We start from the raw sequence: 24,407 nt of genomic DNA, 5'->3' as shown, positions 1-24,407 counted from the left end.
TAAGGGGGCTTAACGCCCCCTTTTTAAACTAGTTCAAGTTCTGTGGTTTCTACCGAAAGATGGCTTACAATCCAGTGAGGAATGCGAGCCCTATCAAACACCAGGGTTACTTTTTTCACTTCCAACTCTTGTTTGGCCAGGAGATAGGTTCTTATTTTGTCTTTTAGTTCCAGTAAAGAAGAGGCCGTCACGTAAACCCCTTTACCTTTGGCTATCCATTCGGTTTCGTAATAAAGTGTTATTTTCATACCCCACCTCCCTTTTCAAGTAATTCTTCATAAAGTTTTACAGCTGTCTTTAGAGTATTTTCATCAAGTTCTCCGTGTGGCGAAACGGTTTCAAAAATCCTTTTAGGAATCCTTAACTTGCTCGGTGCAAAGTTCCTGGCTTTTTTGAAACGATATTTTCTCGCGAGGATTTCCTGGCCGAGTTTTTTAAGGTCGTCAGCGGTGTAGTTAAAGCCAGAAAGAGAAAACATTTTGGCTAAGGTTTCAAAATCAAATACACTGCGACCAAAGAAACAACATACCGCTGAAGAAAGAATCTGGCGATAGGCTTCTTCCTGAAAGAGCTTTTCTACGAGCTTATGGATATCAAGCTCTTCGGATTTAGTTTTTTGGTCGTAGCTGTAACCGGCAGAGTCAAGGTGGCTGTGCCTTGAGCCGGTGAGATGGGTTACGTGTATGCCATAACCCGTATGGTAGCCTGACATTTCGTTGCCACCGAAAGCTAGGGCAAAGTCGTCGCCACCATATTTTTTAGAGGCGTAGTCTACTCCGCGAGCCAGGGCAGCGTAAAATTCATTACTCTGGTTGGCTAGGTGTGCAAGCATTTTAAGATAGGTTTCAACGTCGCCAAAACTCGGTTTAAGCCCTAGGGTGTGTTTTTCAGTGATCAAGCTTTTTTCAAAGGCCTCGGTGGCCCAGGCGAGTACCACGCCAGTGCTTATTACATCTAAACCATGGTTTTCTATCTCATCAAGAAGCAGCAAAACTCCCTCAGGAGAACCAACCCCTATCATGCTCCCTGTGGCGTAAATGGGTTCGTAGTCATACGAAACAAAAACAGTTTTATAAAAGAAGGGCGTATCTTTGTAAGGTATTCTTAAAGCGGCAATGTGGATACAGGCCATAGGGCAGTGGGCACAGGCCAGTCTGCGGCCAAGAAATTTTTCGGCAAAAGTTTCTCCCGAGATATCTTTTGCCTTTTCAAAACGAGTGTATTTTAAGTTTCTGGTAGGTAAGGCACCAAGTTTATTGAGAGGAATTATATTAACGGCAGTACCTAGTTCGTAATATTTTTTGAGGGAAGGGTTTTCTCTTAAGCGGGCAAGGATGTCGTCATAGGTTTCTCGGTAGAGTTTACTGTCAGCTACAGGAATAATTCTTCTTTCTCCCTCAATAAGGATAGCTTTGAGTTTTTTGTAACCAAAGAGAGCTCCGAGCCCTAGCCTACCAAAATGCCGATAAGTTTCGGTGACTACACAGGAATAGGTAACTCCTGTTTCTCCTGCACGACCAATACGGAGAATACTTCTAAGCCCGCTTCCCTTTTCTCGCTCACGAATAAAACGGCCTGTATCTGAGACTGAAAGCCCCCAGAGGCCGCGGGCATCACGAAATTTGACTCCGCTTGAGTCAATTACGAGATAAACCGGCAAGTTACTCTGGCCGCGAATAACCACCGCTCCATAGCCGGCAAGTCTTAACGCTACGGCACTACGACCCCCAGCGTGGCTTTCCCCAAGCAGTCTATTATGGGGGGAAAGGAACATGGAAACAGTTTTTGAGACAATAGGAAAAAGACTGGTAGAAGGTCCTACCGCAAATATGATAGGATTTTTGGGGTCTTGAGGGTCAATGTCTTTAGGGCATTCTTCCTCAAGAAGGGCGCTGGCTACGCCGGTGCCGCCGATATTTTGGGCAAAAAGGTCTTCCCTTTCTTCAATCCAGAATTTTTTTGAAGAAAGATCTATGTAAAGAACTCTTTTTAGAGGATCATTTTTAAGCATCAGGCAGCCTCCTCAAGGACAATAACCCGATGAGGACAATACTCAGCACAATAACCACAGTGCATACAGATAACCGGCTTTTGGGTTTCCTCGTCCCAGAAAATAGCCTTTAGTGGGCAAACTTCTTGACAGAAACCACAGCCAATGCACTTTTTGGAGGCGAGCACCACCCCGCCGCCTCGCCGTTTAATCAATGCCCCGGTAGGACAGACCGAAAGGCAAGGAGGGTCTTCACAGGCCCGGCAGACAATTACCGTGAGCCCACGAGAAAGGCCGCCACGGGATCTTATATGAATAGCCGTCTTAGCAAGGCCGGCTTGTCCTGTCCTCCTCTGACAGGCAAACATACAAAGCTGGCACCCAACACAACGATCTGGATCAAGGACTTTTAACCGCCCCGTAGCCATAAAAGTCTCCTCACTTAAAACATTCAAAAGACAAAATAATATTTTTTAAAACTAAAGTAAATTAGGGATTACTTTGTTATTTATCTCTCTTCAAAGACCAAATGAGCAAGATCTTTATAATTCTGGATTTGGGGGATTTTTATGTTTTTCTTAGGTTTGGGAGAAATCAAAATAAAAGTAACACCTGCTTTTTGGGCACACAGACCATCTACTTCTGAGTGATCCCCTATGTATAGCAGTTCTTTAGGGGTAAGCCCGAGCTTTTTCATGGCTACTTCTAGCCCCTTGGGAGATGGTTTAAAGGCATTTATTTCTGGGTCAGTGGCGCAAAGTGCTAAATCAATAAAGTGATTAATTTTCATGGCCTTTAGTTTTTTCTCTGCGGGATAATCTGAAAACACTCCTATTTTAATATTTCTAGCCTTACACGCAGCTAAAAATTCATCTAACCCAGAGATTTTGTAATCTTTTAGGTATTTCAAAGGTCTATCATAAATCCATTTCTGGACTACTTTTTTAACCGTTTCCTCAGGTATTTTTAATTTTTGAGCCGGGAGAATATATTGGAGTTCTTCAAGAGGTGCAGAGAATTTTTCAGGCGTGTAATAGCGTAGATTTTCCCGTTCTTGGCGGAATATTTGAACAATACGGAGTTCTTGATAACCAGAGATAGGATGTCGCAAGAGATTTAACAAAAGTTCTTTTAACATTTGCCGCCTAAGAGGGGCCTGGTAATAAAGCGTACCGTCTAAATCGAAAAGTATAGCTTTGCAGCTGGGCATGGTTAAGTATTAGGATAACTGGTTTTGGTTGACAATAGTTTTCTTGCTAGCTGGTTATAAGAGCGAGGGACTAAAATACTTCCTGAGTAACAACAAATGAGTCCTTGTGAGCCACAGGGAAACTCTCGCCTCGCGACAGAGATTGCTTCGCTCGCAAGAGATTGCTTCGCTCGCAATGACTTGTTCCCGGTGTCACGGCGAGCCTTTACTTACTTTGTCACTGCGAGTTTTTTCCATATTTGTCACTGCGAGGAGGCACGAAGTGCCGACGAAGCAGTCTCAAAAGCATTAGCATAAGCCATCCGCTATCGGCCATCGGACATCTGCCATTTAGGCTCTGCGAGCCCCTTCCTTCTTGTCACTGCGAGCCCGACAGGGCGAAGCAGTCTCTCAAGTAAAGTATTTTGCAAAAGTCTCACTAAATCCTTGAAGAATTTGAGAAATTCTTGGCAAGAGGAAAAATCTGTTTTAATGAAGTAAACAGCTTTATGAAAAGGAGGTTTTTTGTGAGCCAAAAGAGAGTGTTAAGCGGAATGAGGCCCACTGGTCCCCTTCATCTAGGCCATCTTCACGGTGTATTGAGTAACTGGCTTAAGCTTCAGGAAGAATACCAGTGTTTTTACTTCGTAGCGGATTGGCACGCCCTTACCACCGAATACGAAAACCCCAAACGTATTCCTGAATTTTCCCGAGAGTTATTACTGGAATGGCTGGCCGTTGGTCTTGATCCGGCGCGTTCGACTTTATTTATCCAGAGTGCCATCAAAGAACACGCTGAGCTCTATCTCCTTTTTGCTATGTTTACCCCGGTTTCCTGGCTTGAAAGAAATCCCACTTACAAAGACATGATAAAAGAGCTCAAGCAAAAAGACCTGGCTACCTACGGGTTTCTGGGCTACCCGGTGCTCCAGGCGGCAGACATTCTGATATACAAGGCCCATAAAGTGCCGGTGGGAGTGGATCAATTGCCTCATCTCGAACTAACCCGTGAGATAGCGCGCCGTTTTAATTTCCTTTATGAAACCGAAGTTTTCCCCCTTCCTGAGCCCTTGCTTTCAGATGTGCCTAAAGTGCCAGGGCTTGACGGCCGCAAGATGAGCAAAAGCTATGGGAATGCCATTTTCCTTTCAGATGACGAAAAGACCGTGCGTCAGAAAATAAGCACCATGGTGACAGACGTTAACCGTCCGCGCAAAAGTGACCCGGGAGACCCAGAAAACCGCTGCGTAGCCTTTCAATTGATAAAACTTTACTTTCCCGCCGAGGAACAAGAGGAGATTATTGCTGGCTGTAAAGAGGCGCGCCTGGGCTGTGTGGAATGCAAGAAAAAACTGGCTGATAAAATCGTAGAGGCCTTGCGTCCTCTCTGGGAAAGGCGCCGTAAGCTTAAAGAGAAGCCCTCTCTTTTTGAGGAAATAATGGCCTCGGGAAATGAAAAAGCCCGCCAAGTGGCGCGTGAGACCCTTGATACCGCCAAGGAGGCCTTATTTGGCACTAGGTGGTTTTAAGCTAAGGAGTCTTTTATGAAAGAACTGCCGCCTTTAATAAAAAAGTTGCTCAATTCTCAGGCCTATCCTCACCGGCCTGAAAAAGTAGAACTTATCCAGACCCATATTTCCTACGTTTTTCTTGCGGGAGATCTGGTTTACAAGATCAAAAAGCCTGTTGATTTCGGTTTCCTTGATTTTACCACCCTTGAAAAACGTAAGTTTTACTGTGAGCGCGAAGTAACCTTAAACCGTCGCCTCTGCCCGGATATCTACCTGGGAGTAGTGCCGGTAATAGAAGAGGGAGAAACCGCCTATTTTGAGAAGGAAGGTGAGCCCGTAGAGTGGGCGGTTAAGATGAAGCGCATGCCCGAAGAGGGCATGATGGGCCGTCTTATAGCAGAGGGCCGTTTGCGTAAAGACCACCTGGATTTAATTGTCAAAAAGCTTGTACCTTTCTACCAGCAGGCCGAGACCGGGCCAGAAGTGAACAAATACGGCTCTATGGAGGCCATTTCTTTTAACGTTGAAGAAAACTTTAGCCAGACCAAAGAATTTGTGGGCAAGGCCCTTGCCTCTTACCGCTACCAGCACATAGTTTCCTGGTCTCGCCGCTTCATGAAAGAGAAAACCGGGCTTTTTGAAGAACGCATTGTTCAGGGCTTTATTCGAGATGGCCACGGAGACTTGTATTCGGCCAACATCTGTTTTGATGAACCTAAAGGCGACGTCTATATCTTTGACTGCATAGAGTTTAACGACCGCTTTCGTTGTGGTGACGTAGCCCAGGACCTGGCCTTTCTGGCCATGGACCTTGATTTCCACGAGCTTGAAGATTTTTCCCGTTACTTTATTGACGAATATGTTTCACTTTCAGGAGAAAAGGGGCTCCTTAAATTACTTGACTTTTATAAGTGTTATCGGGCTTACGTGCGGGGCAAAATCGGCTGTTTTACCTGGGCCTCTCCTGAAGTGCCTGAAAAAGTGCGTGAAGAGGCCTTAGAGGGCGCCAGGCGTTATTTTGACCTGGCTTATCTTTACGCTGAAGGGGTGCCGTGGCTTATCGTTATTTTTGGCCTTTCGGGGACAGGCAAAAGCACTCTGGCCCGTGCCCTTAAAGAAACGCTTCTAGCTAATTACTACAATTCAGACATTGTGCGCAAAAAACTTCTGGGGATAAAACCTGAAGAGCACCACTACGAGCCCTTTGGAAAGGGGATTTACAGCGAAGAATTCACCCAAAAGACTTATGAAGCCATGGCTCGCTATGCCGCTCAGGATATCCGCCGTGGCCGTGATGTAATCCTTGACGCCACTTTTCGGGCCAAAAATTTAAGGAAACTCGTTTTTGACGCCGTAAAAGACCTTAAAGTGAATATACTTTTTGTCCAGTGTATGGCTCCTGATGAGGTGATAAAGGCCCGTTTTGAAGAGCGAGCTAAGAAAGGCGGCGAGCCTTCTGATGGCCGCTGGGAAATCTATGTAAAGCAAAAAGAAGTTTTTGAACCTCCTATTGAGATTCCCGAAGATAAAATTTTGCTCCTGGAAACCACTCAGCCGGTTGAAAAATTAGTGGAACGGGTAATTGGCCGCATGAAATCGGCCAGGGTTGAAGCCTAGTGCGCTTTTATGAAGCTCAAGGTTTATAAAAGGCAAGGGGAGGGGCTTTTACTCTTCTTTTTAGGTTGGGGCTTTGATGAAACTCCATTTTTGCCATTGCTTGAAAATGAGACATACGACGTAGCCTTTATTTACGACTATCGGGAGGAAAAACTACCCGCACTTCCTGAGCATTCTGAGACCACTGTTTTGGCCTGGTCTGCGGGAGTGCTTTGCGCTCTTTCAAAACAGGAAGCCGTCTTCGGAAAGACTATTTTTCTTGGAGGAACAGGGGCTTTGCGACACCGTAGATGGGGTATTCCCCCCAAAATTTATGATGCCACTTTATCAGCCCTCAAAAAAGATGGCGAAAAGGCTCTATATTCTTTTTATAAAAATATGTTTTTACGGGAGGAGGATTTTAAGTTTTTCCTGAAAAATAAGCCTCAACGCCTGCTAAACGAATTAATAGAAGAACTTGAGGTTTTGAGTGATAAAAATTTTTCAGAAAAGACTAAAAACGCGCAGGTGATCATAACGGAAAAAGACCGCATTATCCCTCCCAGGAGCCAGAAAAACTATTGGAGCCAAATGGGCCTTTCTTTTTGCCAGAAGCCCTGGGGGCATTTTCCTTTTTACCAGGAAAAAACTTTGTCTTCCTTTTGCTGTCCCTGATTGACCATGGTGGTTTTTGATAAAAAACTTCTAGCCAGCCGTTTCAAAAAGGCTCTTTCCACTTATGACCAGGAGGCCCGTGTTCAGGCCCGTATGGCCAAAGAGCTTGTTTCGTTGCTCGGTTCAATAAAAAAACATTTTGAAAGCGTCCTGGAAGTGGGTATAGGAACCGGTCTTTTAACTCGCTTTTTTCTGGAAAGGTATCAGCCCTTTTTTATGGTTGCCTTTGACCTGGTAGAGGCCAATCATGGCTTCAAGGATTGTTTATATGTTCTTAGGGCCGATGCAGAGAGTTTGCCGTTTAAAACAGGAAGCTTTGACCTCATCGTTTCAAACGCTACTTTTCAGTGGTTTACCAGGCCAAAAGAGACTCTTTTTCAACTAGCTAAAACCCTTAAACCTCAAGGGATATTAGCTTTTAGCACCTTTGGCCCAACCACTATGAAAGAATTTTTTCTGGAAAAAAGGCCACCCGGTATACTTAGTGCCCAAGAATGGCAATCTATTAAACCCCCCTTTCTAAAGCCTTTGTTGCAGAAAGAATGGCAGGAAACTTTGTTTTTTGCTTCGCCTAAAGAGGCCTTGGCTCATGTAAAAAAAACAGGAGCCCTTGGCTACTTAAAGTCTAGCTGGTCTATCAAAGATTACCGCTCCTGGGAAAGGAGATATAAAAAACTTGCCGGTGAAGAGGGTTATCCTTTAACTTTTGAACCGATTATCATGATTTGGGAGAGAACGTTATGATTTTTTTTGTTACTGGAACAGACACGGGCATCGGCAAAACTCTGGCTACGGCGGTCTTAGCTAAAGGTTTTTCGCTACTTGGCAAAAAGGTAATAACGCAAAAGCCAATCCAGACCGGAGCTGATTATCCTGAGGATTTGACCTTACATCGTAAACTTACCGGTATGTCTCTTGACTCGCCTGAACTCTTGAAACTTACCTCACCTTACGTGTTCAAATTTCCAGCAGCCCCTGAGCTTGCTGCTCGTCTTGAAAACCAAGAAATTGACTTATTGCAGATAAAAAAATGTACAGAAGAACTTGATAGGCGTTATGACGTGGTGTTAGTGGAAGGGGCAGGGGGGCTTTATGTTCCCATTACCCGGAAAGAAACCATATTAGATCTTATTTCACTTCTTATGTGCCCGGTTTTTCTGGTTTCTGCGGCGAGACTTGGCACCATAAACCATACTCTTCTTTCCATTCAGGCCTTAAAACAAAAGGGAATTTTCATCGCTGGGTTGATATACAATCTCTACTTTTCAGGCGACGATGTAATTTCGCGAGAAAGCCTTGAAGACATAAAGCGCTTGGGCGAAATAGAACACGTTCTTCTCATGCCCAAAGTAGAAGGAGAAATTCCTGAAGATTTAGCCCTTTCTGCCAAAAAGTTTCTTGAAGATATCTTTAAGCCCAAATTTCCAGAGCTACTTTCTTAATGCCTAAAAATCAAATAAGAAAAGCCGGGCGGAAAGCCCGGCTTCGTTGGTTTAAGCTACTTGGGCCTCTGGTATTTCCTCACGAAAATGCTTCCTGAAGTCAAGGCCGCCTTTGGTCTCATCGTAATCAACCAGGATGTGATCGCCTTCCTGAAAAGTCCCTTCGAGTATCTTAACGGCTAGCGGATCTTCTATATAACGCTGAATAGCCCGCTTAAGCGGCCGTGCGCCGTAAACCGGATCATAGCCCACTTCAGCCAACCACTCCTTGGCTCTATCAGTAAGCTCAATAGTAATGTGTTTATCTTCAAGCCGCTGCTGCAAGTAGCGAATCTGAATATCCACAATCTTTTTGAGTTGCTCTTTGGTGAGCTTATTGAATATGATGATTTCATCAATACGGTTTAGAAATTCAGGCCTAAAGTGAGAACGCACGGCATCCATTACCAGCCGTTCGGCGTCTTTACGGTCCTCAAGCTCCATTACATAGTGAGAACCGATGTTAGAAGTCATGATGATGATGGTATTCTGGAAGTTCACCGTGCGGCCTTTGCTATCAGTCAAACGGCCATCGTCAAGAATCTGCAGCAATATATTAAACACATCAGGGTGCGCTTTTTCTATTTCGTCAAAAAGGATGACCGAATAAGGTCTTCTGCGCACTGCTTCGGTAAGCTGGCCGCCTTCTTCATATCCCACATAACCAGGAGGCGCACCGATGAGCTTTGAGACCGCATGTTTTTCCATGTATTCAGACATATCAAAGCGGATAAGGGCCTCCTCGGTATCAAACATAAATTCAGCCAGGGCCTTGGCCAGCTCGGTTTTACCCACACCTGTTGGCCCTAAGAACATGAAAGAACCAATAGGCCGGTTCGGATCTTTGAGCCCGGCTCTGGCGCGGCGCACCGCGTTGGCAATGGCCTTAATGGCGTGATCCTGACCAACCACACGCTGGGCCAGGCGTTCTTCCATCTTGAGGAGCTTTTCGCGCTCGCTTTCAAGGAGTCTCGTAACGGGAATACCGGTCCACTTGGCCACTACTTCGGCAATGTCTTCCGCAGTAACCTCTTCTTTTAAGAAGCTTTTGCCCTCTTTTTGAAGCTCCTCAAGCTTCTTGTTCCACTCTTCAAGCTCTTTTTCAAGCTGAGGGATACGGCCGTAAATGATTTCGGCCACTTTGTTAAGGTCACCCTGGCGCTCAGCCTGCTGCGCTTCAATACGGAGCTGGTCTATTTTTTCTTTAATGGCCCTGATTTTCTGAATAATTTCTTTTTCCTTCTGCCACTGGGCCTTCATTTCTTCGAGCTTCTTACGAAGCTCCTCAAGTTGCTTTTCAATCTTTTCACGGCGCTCAACTGCCCGGGGATCAGTCTCTCTTTCAAGGGCCATGCGTTCAATTTCAAGCTGTTTGATCTTGCGTTCAATCTCGTCAATCTCTGTAGGCATTGATTCAATTTCAATACGAAGCTTAGCCGCTGCTTCGTCAATCAGGTCAATGGCCTTATCCGGGAGATAACGATCAGTGATATAGCGGGCAGAGAGCTGAACAGCGGCTACAATAGCGCTGTCAGTGATGCGCACACCGTGGTGCACTTCAAACTTCTCTTTAAGCCCGCGAAGAATAGCAATGGCCTCTTCTACAGAAGGTTCTTCTACATAGACCGGCTGAAAACGCCGCTCAAGGGCCGGGTCTTTTTCAATGTATTTGCGGTACTCATCAATGGTGGTGGCACCGATGCAGTGAAGCTCACCGCGAGCCAAAGCGGGTTTTAACATGTTAGCGGCGTCCATGGCCCCTTCAGCCGCTCCGGCGCCTACGATAGTGTGAATTTCGTCAATAAAAAGGATAATTTCCCCTTCGCTTTCGGTGACTTCTTTTAAGACGGCCTTAAGCCTTTCTTCAAACTCACCACGGTATTTGGCGCCAGCTAACAGAGCGCCCACATCAAGCTGGATGATGCGTTTGTTTTTAAGGGGCTCAGGCACATCACCTGAGACAATTCGCTGGGCCAGGCCTTCTACAATGGCTGTTTTACCAACACCAGGCTCACCTACGAGCACGGGGTTGTTTTTAGTGCGGCGAGAGAGAATCTGGATTACCCGACGAATTTCTTCATCACGACCGATGACCGGATCAAGCTTTCCGGCCTTGGCCAGAGCTGTTAAATCGCGGCCGAATTTCTCAAGGGCCTGGTATTTGTCTTCGGGGTTCTGGTCAGTTACGCGCTGGCCTTTGCGAATCTGATTAATGACTTCCATTAAGTTTTCTTTGGTAATACCCCGCTTTTTAAGAATCTGAGCCGAGGGGGTATTGCTTTCAAGGATGGCCAAAAGGAGATGCTCGGTAGAAACATAGTCGTCGCGCATCTCGGCGGCAATGCGCATAGCGCGCTCAAGTACCTGTTTCAGGTTAGGCGAGAGATAGACCTGATATCCCGTCCCCGAAACGGAAGGAATTTTATCTAGCACTTCGTCAACATCAGAGGCGATAAGTTTATTGTTTATGCCCAGGCGGTCAAGAATCATGGGCACCAGCCCGCCTTCCTGTTCCACCAGGGCTTTAAGTAAATGCTCTACTTCCATATTTTGATGGCCGCGGGTTTCCGCAAGCCTCTGGGCCTCCTGAATGGCGTCCTGTGATTTAAAGGTAAATTTTTCCAATCGCATATTATTACCTCCTGTTTTTTCAAATTTTTTATCCCTTTCGTTTTGGGAAGGTAAGGATGGCTCCTTCCTGTGTCAAGGAAAGGAAAATTTTTCCTAGTAGGAAAATTTTTCCAGGAAAATTTGTTGTTCTGAGACCCTGTTCAAGAGACTTAGGGTTCGTAGTGTCAAAAGGTGAAGATATTAATGGGGTCACTAAATAGGCGACAATTGAGTCATTGCGAGCGAAGCGAAGCAATCCCTGAGACTGCTTCGACCTCTAACGAGGCCTCGCAGTGACAGCGAAGGTTACTTTGCATTAGCGATTATGTCAGCGGCGATACTTTGTCGTGTAAAAGACGCTCGGATTAATATTTACGGTAATAAAGGAGAATAAGCCAGCGGCAAAGCAATTTTTACTCATCTACTTTTGGCATACCTATTGCATGGTTGTATCACAGGAGGTGAAACATGAAGTTAAACTCCTTAACAATGGTTTCAAATGGAAATGTTAGCAATCTATCTCTGGGGCAGGGGATAATGGCTGGAGATTTTCTAGCCCTATTTATGATGTTATTAGGCCAGGAAGCAAATAATTTAGATTTGCCAGCAGGAATTCAAAACCAACAAGCAAGCCCTGAAGATAATAAAAACTATCAAGGGATGTTTTTGACGACAAATTTAGAAAAAAATATTTTAAAAAAGGTTGATAATTTAAAAGAGATTTTAAAAACAAAGGATAATTCGGAAGAATCTCCTGAAAACATTGTAATTCTCATCGGAAACATTTTAAAAGAAATAAATCAATATTTAGAAAACTTTTCCATACAGGAAAGAGAAAAAATAATAACAAATTTTGGAGATACAATCAAAGAATTAAAAAACAAATTAGAGAATCTCATAAACATTTTGAAAGAAAATTTTTCAAACGAAAATAAAGAAATACTGAACCTAGCGAATAACAAAAAAGATAGCAATATTTTAAAGCTAGAAAAGATATTGAGCCGAATTAAAAGTGACTTGAATTCACTGGAAGAGAACCTTTCAGAACAAAATATAGTGTTAACTAAAAAAAACCTAGAGAACATAATAAATAACTTTAAATCTCTTTCAAGAAAGGATCATCAATTTGAAAAAATAAGTCAAAACCGTAAAAATAACGCTTCAGAAGAGGAAGTTTTAGCTATCAATCAAAACACAAAGAAAAACAACAAGAATCAAATATTGATATCTAGAAATATTCCTCAAAAAGAAGTACTGTTTAAGAAAGTAAATTTTTCAAGTAAAACAAAAAAAGATTCTAAAGAGAACATTGATAATACAAAAAATACAGATAACTTAATTACAACTAAAAAAGAAAAAGAAGGTCAACATATCAAGGTAAAAAAGGGGGTTGAAATAACAGAAAACACACATAAGACAAAACAACATAAAGAATTATTAACTAATCTTGCCGAAAAAAAAGATAACTTAATAGCCCACGCAAAAATAACAACTAATACAGAAATAGAAACGACAAAACATATAACAATTAATAAAGAAATTCATCATTCGGTCCAAAATTTTAAGCCTGAAGAAATACCAAACTTCGTAAAAGAGCTAGTTTTGAAAACATACCCACAGGGTAAACATGAGGCGCGTATTAAATTAGATCCACCTGAGCTAGGAGAACTTCACGTTACGGTTTCTGTAGATAAGGGTGAAGTTAAACTTCTCCTTACCGTAGGTCACGCCAAGGCTGCAGAGGCTCTTCACCAACACCTGCATCAATTGAGCAGTTCTTTAGAAAATCTTGGTCTCCAATTTGGCGGAGCGGAAATAAATTTAGCTCAAGATTATTCTGAAGGTAGTTACCAACAAGAGTCAGGAAATTATGCCCACTCTATGGGAATTAGAGAACATACTGACGAAAATAAAAGTTATGAAAACAGACATAACGGCATCATAAACATAGTAGTTTAGGAGAAAAAGAATGATAAATAACACAGAACAGGCTCCCAAACTTTTTACTGAACTTGACAATTCTCCCAAAACCAGAGTTCCCAAAAAAGTTCTAGATCGTGACGACTTTATGGTTCTTTTTATCAAACAACTAGAATACCAAGATCCATTAAAACCTCTGGATAATAACGAAATGGCTACTCAATTAGCGCTATTTAACCAAGTTGACCAACTTTACGACTTAAATGAAAAATTATCAAAAATAGCAGATATAGCTAAGGGAAGTACTCTCCAAACTATTGCTAGTTTGATTGGTAAAAAAGCATCAGTCAAAAATCACTTACTACGAGTTGAAGGTGGTAAATTTCTAGGAGGAGAAATCGAGGCTAAAGAAGCTACAGATAATATTTTAGCTAAAATCTATGATGCTAATGGCAACCTTGTCAAAGTCCTAGACCTTGGTCCTCTTTCTGTCGGAAAACATGAACTTGACTGGGACGCTACGGACAAAAATGGAAATCAAGTCGCTGACGGTACCTATCGTTTAGTACTAGAACCTAAAAATCCCAAAGATCTGGATAACTTATCAATTAAAACTATTGGTCGTTTAACTGGTGCTCTTTTGGAGGACGGAGAATACAAACTTCTTTTTAACGGCAAGGATACTATATCTCTCACTGACCTTGAAAAAGTCTTGGCGGAGGATGAGTAATGGGCCTTTTCGGAAGCATTTACGTAGGCAAAAGTGGTGTTTCTACCATGAGCCACGGCATAGGCGTTACGGCAGATAACTTAGCCAATTTAGAAAGCACAGGCTTCAGAGCTAACCGGGCGTTATTTGAGGACATGTTCGGCAACGTGAACACCGAGGCCCCGCCTTATAACAAAAAAGGCCTTGGTAGCAGAGTGAAAGATATAGAAGTCCTTTATCACGAAGGCCCAATAAAACAAACCGAGAGCCCTTCAGACCTCGCCATTTCAGGTAAAGGCTTTTTTATGGTCTCTGACGGTGAGAACACTTTTTTTACCCGTGATGGGCAGTTTATACCTCGTAAATTGGACTCTGGTGCTTTAAGGCTTTCTTTGCCAACTGGCTATGATCTGCTTGGCTGGAATATTCCTGAAGGCGTTGACCCTGAAACTGTTACTACCGGGGAGCTAACACCTATAGAAATCCCAAGCTACATTGACGGGCAGGCCAGCAGTAAAATCGTCCTCCAGATGAATTTTGACGCCAGCAAACCTACCGAAGTAATTGAAGACAATCTTATTGATAACTGGAATGCTAACAATGACCCGCCAATTGATAAAGGCGGTTATGAATTTAAAACTGAACTACCAATTTATGACAGCCTTGGTAATTTACACAATCTTTCTTTGTATGTTGACACCACTACCGAACCCAGGGTTTTTGAATTTTTAATCACCATGGACCCTGAACTTGACCCTCGCGGTCAGGGGCAGTATGCCGGGGCCCTGCTTACAGGAAAAATCCGCTTTGGGGCCATGGGAGAATTAGAAGGCCTTGAAGACCTGGAACTAATAACCGATACCAACGGGACCCGCACCCCCTTAAACAACTTTTCCGAAGAAGGTTTTCCCCAATTTACCGTTAACTTTGGCTCACAAAGCCAAAATATAGCCCTTGACTTTGGAATCAAGTTTGACAGTCAAACGGGCACCTGGCAGCGCCTTGATGACCACGCCAGCACGGCCTTTGCTTCTCCCTTCACCGTGCTTAACGAGAATATAGACGGCTATCCTCCAGGCTTTTTTAAAAACTTGAAGGTTTCTGAAAAGGGCATTGTTGAGGCAAGTTATACTAATAACCAGACCTTTTCCGCGGCTCGTATTCCTATTGCCCTTTTTGGTAGTCCTGATGAACTTGAGCGAGCGGGGGGAATCTTTTTAAGGCCGTTGGCGGAGCAGAGCCAGAAGTTTTTCCGCCAGGAAAAGATAGCCCTGGGGCCATTTTTGGTGGCGCCCTTGAAGGGTCAAACGTTGATGTGGCCAACGAAATGGTCCATTTAATAACTCTACAGCGGGCCTTTCAAAGCAATGCCCGCATTATTACTACGGCGGACCAGATGCTTGAGGACTTTTTGCGCCAGGTTTAGCAAAATTAATGCTCGGTAACTAACAGGACGAAAATTTTAATATAAACAGGAGGTAAGTTATGGGTTTAACAGATGCCCTTTTTGCTAGTACCAGTGGTTTGAGGAGTTTAGGCCACGGCATGAGCGTGGTGGGTGACAATGTAGCTAATCTTAATACCTCGGCTTTTAAAGGGGCCCGCATAACCTTTTCAGACGTAATGGCCCAGCGCATTAATACCAGCTCTGGTTCTGGCCAGATGGGCCGCGGAGCTTCTATTAATGCCCTTTATCCCATGATGCAACAAGGTTCTTTTGAGTCCACCGCCAGCCCCACTGACTTGGCCATTGCGGGAAATGGTTTTTTTATCCTTAAAGATCCAAAATCAGCTGGTAATACCTTTTACACCAGAGATGGCCAGTTTTTGGTGGAAAAACAGGGCTATCTGGTTAACCCCGCAGGGCTTAGGGTGCAGGGCTGGCAGATAGACGAAGTCTCAGGCGATATAACCGGGGCCTTACAAGATATCCAGATTCAGAGAAGCTCACCTCCTGTCCAGACATCCAAAATAGATGTAATAACTAATTTAGACGCTAGGGAAGAATTGGAAAATATAGAAATCCCTTTAGAAGGGAATGTGTATGTAGCGTCAGGGGATCCTCCAGAGACCATAACTACTAACTTTGTGGTTCGCGATATAAATGGTCAAGATATTCCTATAAAAGTAGAGCTTACCTGGAATGGAACTACCCAAAAGTGGGACAGTTATCAGATAATTTATGAAACCACTGGTGAAGTATTGGCAAGCGGAGCAGATACTACGGCGACAAAAGCTACCATTGAGTTGCCACTCACCAAAGAAAAAATATTAATAAATTGGTCAAATGTTACCCACGAAGACGGACTTCAAGAAGGATTAAACGTTCCTGGGCCAGCTGGCCTCATTAAATTAGACAACGATAATAATACTCCTATTCCTGAAAATACTTGGAAATCTATCGATGTAACTGTCAAAGATATTAATGGAAATGATGTTTCTTTAAGGATATATTTATATTTTCAAAATGGAACCCCTCCTAACAATACTGACTTTCCTGCAGAAATAAGAGATAAATTGCCGGAGCTTGCTGATGGGCGTTGGCATTATTTAGTATTTCAACCCCCTACTACCGGAGCCACTTTGCCAGCTGATGAAAATGGTACTCTTCTTTCTTGGGGAGCGAATATTAGTGACATTAAACGAAATGCTTCTTTTTTTCTGGATGGCACCACTCAAAAAATAGACCTTAATTGGGACAATGTTGATACAGGAGGGGCAGGAAATCTAGCTACTATCCAAAGTGAATCTGGAGAAGACTTTTTCCGCCTACAACAAATAAATACTCTTTATGACCAGTGGGATGCTAGAAAAGATACCCCTTTGGCTAGTACTGATTATACATATAGAACCACCCTTACAATATACGATTCTTTGGGAACACCCCATGAAGTAACGATTTATTATGATAGAACAAGTAGAGACAATGTATATGAATTTTTAGTTGCCTGTAACCCTGACGAAGATCAAAGAGATTTTACTTTTGATAGCGTACCTATGCAATGGACTACCACCGAAGGCTCAGTTACAGTAAAAAGAGAAATTCCCTCTGGAAATACTCTAACCCAAGTTAAAAAAGGAGTATTGATGTATGGAAGAGTTGAATTTGATAATCAGGGAAATATAAAAAACTTTTATGATACTTATAGAGTTGACCCTAACACAGGGGATATTGTCCAAATTGTTAACGATTCTGGCAACCCGGTAAGTGATACCATCGATGGTTTTGATGTTATTGGTTCTCATGGTTATCCTATAGTTACGGCTGACTTTTTAGGTCTTAATCTGGATCAGGACCCCCCGCAAACAGATGAGACCTTAGCCGCCGCTTATAACGATATTCAAAAAATAGAATTGAACTTTGGCTATTATTATAAAGATGGTGCCTGGCGGTCAGAGTCTGTGCGTACCACTCAATATGCCACCAGTAACTCTACCATTTTTTACGACCAGGACGGCTACGGCCCAGGCTACCTTGAGTCCATCTCTGTTGATACCGAAGGCGTGCTCACCGGGCACTACTCAAACGGCCGAGTTATTCCCCTCTGGATGGTAGGGCTGGCTAATTTTAACGCCCCAGAGATGCTTGATAAGGCCGGAGGAAACCTCTACCGAGAAACTACCCACTCAGGGCCCCCGGTTACCGGAAAGCCAGGCACTAACGGCCTTGGCTCCATTGCCCCTAACAGCCTTGAGCAGTCAAACGTTGACCTCGGCGAGCAGTTCGTAAAGATGATAACCATTCAGCGTGGCTTTCAGGCTGATGCCCGCACCATCACCGTAACTGACGCCATGCTTGAAGAGCTTATCAACCTCAAACGATAACCTTAGGCGGGCCCTCCGGCCCGCTTTTTATTTTTGTAACCAAGAGACCTTGCAAAACATAGATTGATCGTCATGGGACCATGGGCGCTTCGCGAGAGAGTTGCTTAGGCCCTTAGATTGCTTCGCTCGCCTGCGACTCGCTCGCAATGACTCTCTCAGGTGTCACTGCGATGAGCCGTTCCCTTCCCTGTCACTGCGAGCGGAGCGAAGCAGTCTCTTAAATGAAATATTTTGCAAAAGTCTCAACTAAAAGTGGTTGCCGAAATCAAAACTTCAGTGTTAAATAGCGGAAAAACTCACGCCCTGTGAGACGGGCGGCTGGGTGTCCGTGTGTGCGGATTAGCCGCTTAAACAGGGCGGAGGAAAAACCCAAAAGGAGGTCGTTTTATGTCTCGTCTCACTATGAAACAGCTTTTAGAAGCCGGTGTCCACTTTGGGCACCAGACCCGCCGCTGGAATCCGAAGATGAAGCCCTTTATCTTCGGAGAAAGAAACGGTATCCACATTATTGATCTTCAACAAACGGTTAAACTCTTTGACGTAGCCTACGATTTTCTCGTTGATACCGTGGCTAACGGTGGCAAAGTTCTTTTTGTGGGCACCAAAAGGCAGGCCCAGGACACCATCAAGGAAGAAGCTGAACGCTGTGGCATGTTTTACGTAAATCACCGCTGGCTCGGTGGCACGCTTACCAACTTCCGCACCATTCGCCGAAGCATTGAAAAGCTAAAGCAGCTTGAAGAATGGTTTGAAGACGGAACAATTGAGCGCTTTCCCAAAAAAGAACGCTTAAAGCTTGAAAGGTTAAAGCAGAAGCTTGAAAGAAACCTGGGCGGTATCAAAGATATGGAAGACCTGCCCCAGGCCATCTACATCGTTGACCCTAAAAAAGAACACATTGCCGTGCTTGAAGCGAGAAAACTCGGTATCCCCATTGTGGCTATTGTGGACACCAACTGCGACCCGGATCTTATTGACTATATCATTCCTGGAAACGACGATGCCATTCGTGCCATTAAGCTTATCACCAGCCGGTTGGCTGATGCCTGCTTGGAAGGAAAGGCCCTCTGGGAGGAAAAACTCCAGGCAGAGACTGACAAAGAAATAGAAGCAGAAATGCTTGAAGAAGCTCAGGAAGGTGCCGAAGACACAGAAAAATTAGCTGAGGAAATAGTAAGCGAGGCTTTAGCCGAAGCCGAATCTGAAACAGCCATTCAGGAAGAAACCACCCAGCAATAAAATATCGCGATAGTACTTAAGGAGGAGAGCAATGGCAGAAATTACCATGGACATGATTAAAAAACTTAGAGAAAAAACCGCCGCCGGTTTTATGGACTGCAAAAAGGCCCTGGAAGAGGCCGGTGGAGATATGGAAAAGGCCGTTGACCTTTTGCGCCAGAAGGGACTGGCCGTAGCGGCCAAGCGGGCGGATAAGGCCACTAACGAAGGCGTGGTGGCTGCTTACATCCACGCCAACAAGAAGCTTGGCGCTATGGTAGAAGTAAACTGCGAGACGGATTTCGTGGCCAGAACCGAAGAATTTCAGCAGTTTGCCTACGATATCGCCATGCACATTGCCGCGGCAAATCCCATTTGCGTAGCCAGAGAAGATATCCCTGAAGATATCCTCAATCGTGAAAAAGAAATTTATATTGCTCAGGCCAAAGAAAGTGGCAAGCCCGAACACGTGATTGAAAAAATCGTCCAGGGTAAACTTGAAAAATTCTACAAAGAGGTAATCCTTTTAGAGCAGCCCTTTGTTAAAAACCCGGACTTAACCATTCAGGACATACTTAACGAACTCATGTCAAAGACTGGTGAGCGCGTTCAGATTAAGCGCTTTGCCAGATTTCAAGTAGGAGAAGAATAATGGCTGAGGAGGTTCCGCGATACAGACGCGTCCTCCTTAAGTTAAGCGGCGAGGCCCTTATGGGCCCTGCCGCCTACGGTATTGACCCTTCGGTTTTAACCTTCATTTCTAAAGAAATAGCAGCCCTTCGTCGCCTAAAAGTTGAAACAGGTATAGTCATAGGTGGTGGGAACATATTCAGGGGGCTCGCTGGCGTGGCTCAGGGGTTTGACCGGGTGCGGGCCGACCAGATGGGAATGCTGGCCACGGTATTAAATGCCATTGCCCTGGCTGAGGGGCTTCAAAAACACGGAGTGCCCACCAAAGTGCTTTCTGCATATGAAATAAGAAGCGTGGTAGAGCCTTTTGTACGTGAGAAGGCACTATCTTACCTTGAGGAAGGCTACTTTGTGGTGTTTGCCGCCGGCACTGGTAACCCGTATTTTACCACGGATACCGCGGCCATATTAAGGGCCCTTGAGATCAAAGCCGAGATAGTTTTTAAGGCCACCAAGGTTGACGGCGTTTACAGCGCTGACCCGGTCAAAGACCCTTCAGCCAAAAAGTTTAACTTTTTGACTTATGAGGAAGTCCTTGAAAAAAACTTACGGGTTATGGATTTAACGGCTATAACCCTTGCCAGAGACAATAACCTGCCCCTAATGGTTTTTAACATGCAGGAACCAGGCAACATACTTAAAGCCGTTTTAGGGCAAAAAGTGGGAACGCTGGTGGGAGGTGGAGCATGATAAAAGATTTGTTAGAAGACGCCAAACGGCGTATGGCCAAGTCTGTTGAGACTTTTAAAAACGAAATCGCCCGTATAAGAACCGGCCGCGCTTCTGTGGCCTTACTTGACGGAGTAAAAGTAGATTACTACGGAACACTTATGCCCCTTAATCAGATGGCCACTATAAGTGTGGCTGATGCCCATCTGATTTTAGTTCAGCCCTGGGATGTATCAGCTATTGGGGCCATTGAGAAGGCCATCCAGCGGGCTGAACTAGGGCTAAATCCCGTAAACGACGGCAAAGTCATCCGCATTGCCGTGCCACCTCTTACTGAAGAACGGCGCAAAGAGCTAGTTAAGATGGTTCGCAAAATTGCCGAAGAAGCCCGAGTAGCGGTGCGGAACATTAGACGCGACGTAATGGACGACTTAAAAGAACTTAAGAAAGAAGGCGAGATTTCTGAAGACGACTTTTTCCGCGCCCAGGAACAGGTGCAAAAAATAACCGACGAATTCATCGGAAAAATAGAAAAGCTCCTGGAACAAAAAGAAAAGGACATAATGACCATTTAATGATTCAAGGCCTTGATCCTAAAAAAATACCGGCCCACGTGGCCATAATTATGGATGGCAACGGCAGGTGGGCCAAAGCCCGTCATCTGCCTCGTATCATGGGGCACCGGGAGGGCATGAAGTCCGTGCGGGCGGTGGTGGAAGCGGCCCGTAAAGTAGGGGTAAAGGTGCTCACCCTCTACGCCTTTTCCAAAGAAAACTGGCAACGCCCTAAAGAAGAAGTATCTTTTTTAATGAAGCTTCTTTCTGAATACCTCCAAAAAGAGGTTGACGAACTGCATGAAAAAGACGTGCAAATAAGGGCCATTGGCGAGATAGAACTTCTTCCCCGGCAAGTGTTAGAATTACTTGATAAGGCTATCAAAAAGACGAAAAATAATCAGGGGCTTATCTTGAATCTGGCCTTAAGTTATGGTGGTAGAGCAGAAATTGCGAGAGCCGCGAGACTTATAGCCGAGGCCTGCCTTAAAGGAGACTTAAAACCTCAAGAAATTGACGAAGAATTATTTGGCCGTTTTTTATACACGGCAGATCTTCCTGATCCTGATCTTCTCATTCGCACCAGCGGCGAAAAACGTATTTCAAACTTTTTGCTTTACCAGTGTGCCTACACTGAATTTTATTTCACGCCTACTCTTTGGCCTGATTTTCGTGAAAAAGAATTCATTGAAGCCCTTAAAGATTATCAGGCCCGGGAACGCCGTTTTGGCAAAATAAGCGAACAAGTCCATGAATAAGTCCCGCATACTTACCGCCATAGTCCTGCTTCCTTTATTAGTATCGGCTATTTTGAAGGCTCCGCTATGGTTTTTAGCTTTTTTGGCTACAGCCGCGACCTTGATTGCCTGGCATGAATTTACCGGGATGGCCAAGTTTAATACTAAAGTCTTTATCCTAGGTGGCCTGGCTTTAGTGGGCAGCTTTCTAGCCATTTACTTTTATAAGGTGTTTGCCCCGGGCCTCTGGCTGGGTTTCTTTCTTATTTTGCTCTATTTTCTTAAACATTATAAAAGGCCTGAAGACCAGAAAGATTTTCTCTTTTCTCTAGCCGGTTACGCCTATGTCTTTCTCGGTTTTTCTCATCTTTACCTGGTTTTAACCTTGCCAGAGGGTCGTTTCTGGTTTCTCGTGCTCATAGCCACTATTTTTGGCACGGATACCGGTGCGTATTACACCGGAAGAACCTTAGGAAAACATAAGCTTTCTCCCGTAATAAGCCCGAAAAAGACCTGGGAAGGGGCTATTGGCGGCACTCTTTTGGGGGTAATTTTAGCCACGGGGTTAAACTTTGTTTTCGGGCTGGCGTCATTAGCTTTTATTCTGCCCCTTGCCTTTTTGGCCTCAATAGTTGGGCAGATGGGAGACCTCATGGAATCTATCATTAAACGGGGTTTTGGCGTAAAAGACTCCGGGAGCCTTCTTCCCGGGCACGGTGGTATTTTAGACCGGGTTGACGCTTTAATCTTTGCCGCACCGCTATTTTACTGGTTAATTATCTGGTATCATGGCTAAAAAGATAGCGATTTTGGGTTCAACTGGTTCAATAGGGCGAAGCACCCTTGAGGTGGTAGAGGCCTTTCCTGACCGTTTTAAGGTCGTAGCTCTAACGGCTGGAGAAAACATTGAACTCCTGGCTAAACAGGCTGAGAAATTCAAGCCTTTGCAGGTGGCCTGCAAAAATGAATACCTGGCGGAAAAATTAAAACCCCTTTTGCCCAAAGGCGTAAAGCTTCTCCACGGAAAAGAAGGGATTATCGCCTGTGCCAGACACCCCGAAGTGGAAAGCGTAGTTTCGGCGTTGGTGGGTTCAGCTGGGCTTCTCCCCACCTTTGCCGCGGTGGAGGCAGGAAAGACTCTGGCCCTGGCCAACAAAGAGTCCCTGGTAATGGCTGGAAAGCTCCTCATAGAAAAGGCCCGAGAAACCGGTAGCCAAATTATCCCTGTTGACAGCGAACATTCGGCAATTTTTCAGGCCTTACAGGCCGGACGTGCTCAAGAAGTCAATAAAATTATTCTCACCGCCTCTGGTGGACCGTTTCGGGAAAGGCCAAAAGAGACTTTTAACAAGATAACGCCTGAGGAGGCCTTAAAACATCCGAACTGGCGGATGGGGCCTAAAATTACCATAGATTCAGCTACTCTTATGAATAAAGGTCTTGAGGTCATAGAGGCCCACTTTCTCTTTAATGTCCCGCCTGAAAAAATAGATGTGGTTATTCATCCCCAAAGCATTGTCCATTCTCTGGTGGAGTTTGTTGACGGCTCAGTTATAGCCCAGCTTGGCGTACCGGACATGCGTGTGCCCATTGCTTACGCCCTTTCTTATCCTGAAAGGCTACCTCTGCCCTTTCCGAAGCTTGATTTGGTTAAAGCCTCACCGCTTACCTTTGAAGTCCCTGACCTTGAGAAATTTCCCTGTCTGGCCCTGGCTTATGAGGCCCTGCGCCTGGGAGGCACGGCTCCGGCGGTGTTAAACGCCGCTAACGAAGTCGCCGTTGAAGTTTTTTTAGAAGGAAGGCTTCGTTTTGACTTAATTCCTGAGGTGATAAGAGAAACTCTTGTCCGGGCAGATATTAAAGAACCATCGTCTATAGATGAGGTCATAAATGCCGATATATTTGCTAGAATTATTGCTCATCAAATAATTGATGAACTGGAGAAAGATTAATGCATACCGCCATAGCTGTTATCATAGTTTTAGGAGTTTTGATTTTTTTTCATGAGTTTGGCCATTTCCTCATGGCCCGTATGTTAGGTGTAAGGGTCCTCGTTTTCTCCCTTGGTTTTGGGCCTAAAATTTTTGCCTGGGTTAGAAACGGTACTGAATATCGTTTATCGGCTATTCCTCTTGGCGGTTATGTAAAGCTTTTAGGAGAAAGTCCTGCCGACGAATTATCCCCTGAAGAAATCAAATATTCGTTTTCTCATAAACCTTTGAAAGACCGGGCCCTGATAGTTCTGGCCGGTCCTATAGCTAATTTTGTTCTGGCCTGGATATTTTTTGTTTTAGTTTTTACCTTTCAGGGAAAACCAGTTTATATTCCGGAAGTGGGTCAAGTGCTTCCTAATAGTCCAGCAGCGCAAGCAGGTTTAAAACCAGGTGATTTAATCGTGGCTATTGACGGAAAGCCCATTAAAACATGGGAAGAATTGAGTGAAATAATCAAAATAGCAACTGCTAAACCCCTAAAACTTACTATCAAAAGAGGAGAGCAAGAGATAACCCTGGTAGTAAAACCTGAAATAAGAGAGGCCAAAAACCTCTTTGGTGAGACAATAAGAACCCCCATGATCGGCATTGTCTCCGCCGGGAAAGCTATTTATCAGAAAGTAGCGCCACATAAAGCTTTGGTAGAAGGCCTGCTAATGGTTGTCGCTCTCATCAAACTCACTTTAATATCAATCTTAAAACTCATAGAACGGGTGCTACCCTTATCTACCCTTGGTGGGCCCATTTTTATTGCTCAACTAGCTGGTGAACAAGCTCAGGCCGGGGTTTGGGCCCTTATGTCTTTTATGGCCATTCTTTCGGTAAATTTGGGCGTACTTAACCTATTGCCTATCCCTATGTTAGACGGCGGGCATCTTTTTATGTACGCCATTGAAGCCGTCATAAGACGCCCCATACCTGACAAAGTCAAAGAATTGGCCATGAGAGTGGGGCTAGCTCTTCTCCTTCTTCTTATGGCGGTGGTGTTTTATAATGACATAATGCGCATTTTGGGGAGAAACGGTTAATTTTTTTAATA

Annotated in this window: 23 protein-coding genes; 18 read left to right on the top strand and 5 right to left on the bottom strand. The window is 44.5% G+C overall.

Going from position 1 to position 24,407, the window contains the following annotated elements:
- Positions 1-23 precede the first annotated feature (23 nt).
- The 4 genes from THEIN_RS10765 to THEIN_RS10750 form a co-directional block, all read right to left on the bottom strand.
- Positions 24-248, bottom strand: coding sequence for a DUF5395 family protein (locus THEIN_RS10765; protein WP_013908696.1), 225 nt, complete (start codon positions 246-248; stop codon positions 24-26).
- On the bottom strand, positions 245-2,011 hold the full coding sequence (locus THEIN_RS10760) for an aldehyde ferredoxin oxidoreductase C-terminal domain-containing protein (RefSeq protein ID WP_013908695.1): 1,767 nt from the start codon (positions 2,009-2,011) through the stop codon (positions 245-247). The genes THEIN_RS10765 and THEIN_RS10760 overlap by 4 nt, the downstream gene beginning before the upstream one ends.
- On the bottom strand, positions 2,011-2,418 hold the full coding sequence (locus THEIN_RS10755) for a 4Fe-4S binding protein (protein ID WP_013908694.1): 408 nt from the start codon (positions 2,416-2,418) through the stop codon (positions 2,011-2,013). The genes THEIN_RS10760 and THEIN_RS10755 overlap by 1 nt, the downstream gene beginning before the upstream one ends.
- An 80-nt stretch (positions 2,419-2,498) precedes the next feature.
- The gene (locus tag THEIN_RS10750; RefSeq protein ID WP_013908693.1) at positions 2,499-3,200 is read right to left on the bottom strand and encodes an HAD family hydrolase; all 702 of its coding nucleotides are present in this window, start codon (positions 3,198-3,200) and stop codon (positions 2,499-2,501) included.
- A 506-nt stretch (positions 3,201-3,706) separates the two neighbouring features.
- On the opposite strand from THEIN_RS10750, the gene trpS reads away from it, so the two are divergent.
- From trpS to bioD, 5 genes are read left to right on the top strand one after another with little or no spacing between them, the layout of a single operon-like run.
- Positions 3,707-4,708, top strand: a complete 1,002-nt coding sequence (trpS, locus tag THEIN_RS10745) for a tryptophan--tRNA ligase (protein ID WP_013908692.1) — start codon at positions 3,707-3,709, stop codon at positions 4,706-4,708.
- Positions 4,709-4,723: 15 nt separating this feature from the next.
- Entirely contained in the window at positions 4,724-6,307 is a 1,584-nt protein-coding gene (locus THEIN_RS10740) for a bifunctional aminoglycoside phosphotransferase/ATP-binding protein (RefSeq protein WP_013908691.1), read from the top strand.
- Between the two features lie 9 nt (positions 6,308-6,316).
- Positions 6,317-6,961, top strand: a complete 645-nt coding sequence (locus tag THEIN_RS10735; RefSeq protein WP_013908690.1) for a DUF452 family protein — start codon at positions 6,317-6,319, stop codon at positions 6,959-6,961.
- A gap of 6 nt (positions 6,962-6,967) precedes the next feature.
- Complete coding sequence (locus THEIN_RS10730; RefSeq protein ID WP_013908689.1) at positions 6,968-7,705, top strand: methyltransferase domain-containing protein; 738 nt, start codon at positions 6,968-6,970, stop codon at positions 7,703-7,705.
- The gene (gene bioD / locus THEIN_RS10725) at positions 7,702-8,403 is read left to right on the top strand and encodes a dethiobiotin synthase (protein ID WP_013908688.1); all 702 of its coding nucleotides are present in this window, start codon (positions 7,702-7,704) and stop codon (positions 8,401-8,403) included. The genes THEIN_RS10730 and bioD overlap by 4 nt, the downstream gene beginning before the upstream one ends.
- Before the next feature lie 51 nt (positions 8,404-8,454).
- On the opposite strand, the gene clpB is transcribed toward bioD, so the two are convergent.
- Entirely contained in the window at positions 8,455-11,073 is a 2,619-nt protein-coding gene (gene clpB, locus THEIN_RS10720) for an ATP-dependent chaperone ClpB (RefSeq protein WP_013908687.1), read from the bottom strand.
- Between the two features lie 447 nt (positions 11,074-11,520).
- Here clpB and THEIN_RS10715 point away from each other — a divergent pair, with 447 nt between their 5' ends.
- The 13 genes from THEIN_RS10715 to rseP all read left to right on the top strand — a co-directional run bounded on the left by THEIN_RS10715 (position 11,521) and on the right by rseP (position 24,396).
- Positions 11,521-13,011 carry a flagellar hook-length control protein FliK gene (locus tag THEIN_RS10715; protein ID WP_013908686.1) on the top strand — a complete coding sequence of 497 codons (1,491 nt, stop codon included), beginning with the start codon at positions 11,521-11,523 and terminating at the stop codon, positions 13,009-13,011.
- Between the two features lie 10 nt (positions 13,012-13,021).
- Positions 13,022-13,702: a flagellar hook assembly protein FlgD gene (locus tag THEIN_RS10710; protein WP_013908685.1), complete on the top strand. Its 681-nt coding sequence runs from the start codon at positions 13,022-13,024 to the stop codon at positions 13,700-13,702.
- Positions 13,702-15,021: a flagellar hook-basal body complex protein gene (locus THEIN_RS10705; RefSeq protein WP_013908684.1), complete on the top strand. Its 1,320-nt coding sequence runs from the start codon at positions 13,702-13,704 to the stop codon at positions 15,019-15,021. The genes THEIN_RS10710 and THEIN_RS10705 overlap by 1 nt, the downstream gene beginning before the upstream one ends.
- Entirely contained in the window at positions 15,009-15,107 is a 99-nt protein-coding gene (locus THEIN_RS12575) for a flagellar basal body rod C-terminal domain-containing protein (RefSeq protein ID WP_425358415.1), read from the top strand. The genes THEIN_RS10705 and THEIN_RS12575 overlap by 13 nt, the downstream gene beginning before the upstream one ends.
- Before the next feature lie 59 nt (positions 15,108-15,166).
- Positions 15,167-17,506 (top strand): flagellar hook-basal body complex protein, encoded by a 2,340-nt coding sequence (locus THEIN_RS11845; protein WP_013908683.1) that lies wholly within the window; start codon positions 15,167-15,169, stop codon positions 17,504-17,506.
- Positions 17,507-17,893: 387 nt separating this feature from the next.
- Positions 17,894-18,745, top strand: coding sequence for a 30S ribosomal protein S2 (rpsB, locus tag THEIN_RS10695; RefSeq protein ID WP_013908682.1), 852 nt, complete (start codon positions 17,894-17,896; stop codon positions 18,743-18,745).
- A 31-nt stretch (positions 18,746-18,776) separates the two neighbouring features.
- Positions 18,777-19,376, top strand: a complete 600-nt coding sequence (tsf, locus tag THEIN_RS10690; RefSeq protein ID WP_013908681.1) for a translation elongation factor Ts — start codon at positions 18,777-18,779, stop codon at positions 19,374-19,376.
- The gene (pyrH, locus tag THEIN_RS10685) at positions 19,376-20,104 is read left to right on the top strand and encodes a UMP kinase (RefSeq protein WP_013908680.1); all 729 of its coding nucleotides are present in this window, start codon (positions 19,376-19,378) and stop codon (positions 20,102-20,104) included. Before tsf ends, pyrH begins: the two co-directional genes overlap by 1 nt.
- Positions 20,101-20,658, top strand: coding sequence for a ribosome recycling factor (gene frr, locus THEIN_RS10680; protein WP_013908679.1), 558 nt, complete (start codon positions 20,101-20,103; stop codon positions 20,656-20,658). Before pyrH ends, frr begins: the two co-directional genes overlap by 4 nt.
- On the top strand, positions 20,658-21,395 hold the full coding sequence (locus THEIN_RS10675) for an undecaprenyl pyrophosphate synthase (RefSeq protein ID WP_013908678.1): 738 nt from the start codon (positions 20,658-20,660) through the stop codon (positions 21,393-21,395). Before frr ends, THEIN_RS10675 begins: the two co-directional genes overlap by 1 nt.
- Positions 21,388-22,170, top strand: coding sequence for a phosphatidate cytidylyltransferase (locus tag THEIN_RS11840; RefSeq protein WP_013908677.1), 783 nt, complete (start codon positions 21,388-21,390; stop codon positions 22,168-22,170). The genes THEIN_RS10675 and THEIN_RS11840 overlap by 8 nt, the downstream gene beginning before the upstream one ends.
- Positions 22,163-23,326 carry a 1-deoxy-D-xylulose-5-phosphate reductoisomerase gene (locus THEIN_RS10665; RefSeq protein WP_013908676.1) on the top strand — a complete coding sequence of 388 codons (1,164 nt, stop codon included), beginning with the start codon at positions 22,163-22,165 and terminating at the stop codon, positions 23,324-23,326. Before THEIN_RS11840 ends, THEIN_RS10665 begins: the two co-directional genes overlap by 8 nt.
- Entirely contained in the window at positions 23,326-24,396 is a 1,071-nt protein-coding gene (rseP, locus tag THEIN_RS10660) for an RIP metalloprotease RseP (protein WP_013908675.1), read from the top strand. The genes THEIN_RS10665 and rseP overlap by 1 nt, the downstream gene beginning before the upstream one ends.
- Positions 24,397-24,407 lie beyond the last annotated feature (11 nt).

This window comes from Thermodesulfatator indicus DSM 15286 (genome assembly GCF_000217795.1).
Lineage (GTDB): Bacteria > Desulfobacterota > Thermodesulfobacteria > Thermodesulfobacteriales > Thermodesulfatatoraceae > Thermodesulfatator > Thermodesulfatator indicus.
Note: the sequence above shows the minus strand (reverse complement) of the source record. Positions and strands in the feature narration are given on the sequence as shown.

Excerpts from the sequence above, each read along its gene's own strand:
- THEIN_RS10765 (WP_013908696.1), bottom strand. The coding sequence starts at position 248 with ATGAAAATAACACTTTATTACGAAACCGAATGGATAGCCAAAGGTAAA.
- THEIN_RS10760 (WP_013908695.1), bottom strand. The coding sequence starts at position 2,011 with ATGCTTAAAAATGATCCTCTAAAAAGAGTTCTTTACATAGATCTTTCT.
- THEIN_RS10755 (WP_013908694.1), bottom strand. The coding sequence starts at position 2,418 with ATGGCTACGGGGCGGTTAAAAGTCCTTGATCCAGATCGTTGTGTTGGG.
- THEIN_RS10750 (WP_013908693.1), bottom strand. The coding sequence starts at position 3,200 with ATGCCCAGCTGCAAAGCTATACTTTTCGATTTAGACGGTACGCTTTAT.
- THEIN_RS10740 (WP_013908691.1), top strand. The coding sequence starts at position 4,724 with ATGAAAGAACTGCCGCCTTTAATAAAAAAGTTGCTCAATTCTCAGGCC.
- THEIN_RS10735 (WP_013908690.1), top strand. The coding sequence starts at position 6,317 with ATGAAGCTCAAGGTTTATAAAAGGCAAGGGGAGGGGCTTTTACTCTTC.
- THEIN_RS10730 (WP_013908689.1), top strand. The coding sequence starts at position 6,968 with ATGGTGGTTTTTGATAAAAAACTTCTAGCCAGCCGTTTCAAAAAGGCT.
- bioD (WP_013908688.1), top strand. The coding sequence starts at position 7,702 with ATGATTTTTTTTGTTACTGGAACAGACACGGGCATCGGCAAAACTCTG.
- clpB (WP_013908687.1), bottom strand. The coding sequence starts at position 11,073 with ATGCGATTGGAAAAATTTACCTTTAAATCACAGGACGCCATTCAGGAG.
- THEIN_RS10715 (WP_013908686.1), top strand. The coding sequence starts at position 11,521 with ATGAAGTTAAACTCCTTAACAATGGTTTCAAATGGAAATGTTAGCAAT.
- THEIN_RS10710 (WP_013908685.1), top strand. The coding sequence starts at position 13,022 with ATGATAAATAACACAGAACAGGCTCCCAAACTTTTTACTGAACTTGAC.
- THEIN_RS10705 (WP_013908684.1), top strand. The coding sequence starts at position 13,702 with ATGGGCCTTTTCGGAAGCATTTACGTAGGCAAAAGTGGTGTTTCTACC.
- THEIN_RS12575 (WP_425358415.1), top strand. The coding sequence starts at position 15,009 with ATGGTCCATTTAATAACTCTACAGCGGGCCTTTCAAAGCAATGCCCGC.
- THEIN_RS11845 (WP_013908683.1), top strand. The coding sequence starts at position 15,167 with ATGGGTTTAACAGATGCCCTTTTTGCTAGTACCAGTGGTTTGAGGAGT.
- rpsB (WP_013908682.1), top strand. The coding sequence starts at position 17,894 with ATGTCTCGTCTCACTATGAAACAGCTTTTAGAAGCCGGTGTCCACTTT.
- tsf (WP_013908681.1), top strand. The coding sequence starts at position 18,777 with ATGGCAGAAATTACCATGGACATGATTAAAAAACTTAGAGAAAAAACC.
- pyrH (WP_013908680.1), top strand. The coding sequence starts at position 19,376 with ATGGCTGAGGAGGTTCCGCGATACAGACGCGTCCTCCTTAAGTTAAGC.
- frr (WP_013908679.1), top strand. The coding sequence starts at position 20,101 with ATGATAAAAGATTTGTTAGAAGACGCCAAACGGCGTATGGCCAAGTCT.
- THEIN_RS10675 (WP_013908678.1), top strand. The coding sequence starts at position 20,658 with ATGATTCAAGGCCTTGATCCTAAAAAAATACCGGCCCACGTGGCCATA.
- THEIN_RS11840 (WP_013908677.1), top strand. The coding sequence starts at position 21,388 with ATGAATAAGTCCCGCATACTTACCGCCATAGTCCTGCTTCCTTTATTA.
- THEIN_RS10665 (WP_013908676.1), top strand. The coding sequence starts at position 22,163 with ATGGCTAAAAAGATAGCGATTTTGGGTTCAACTGGTTCAATAGGGCGA.
- rseP (WP_013908675.1), top strand. The coding sequence starts at position 23,326 with ATGCATACCGCCATAGCTGTTATCATAGTTTTAGGAGTTTTGATTTTT.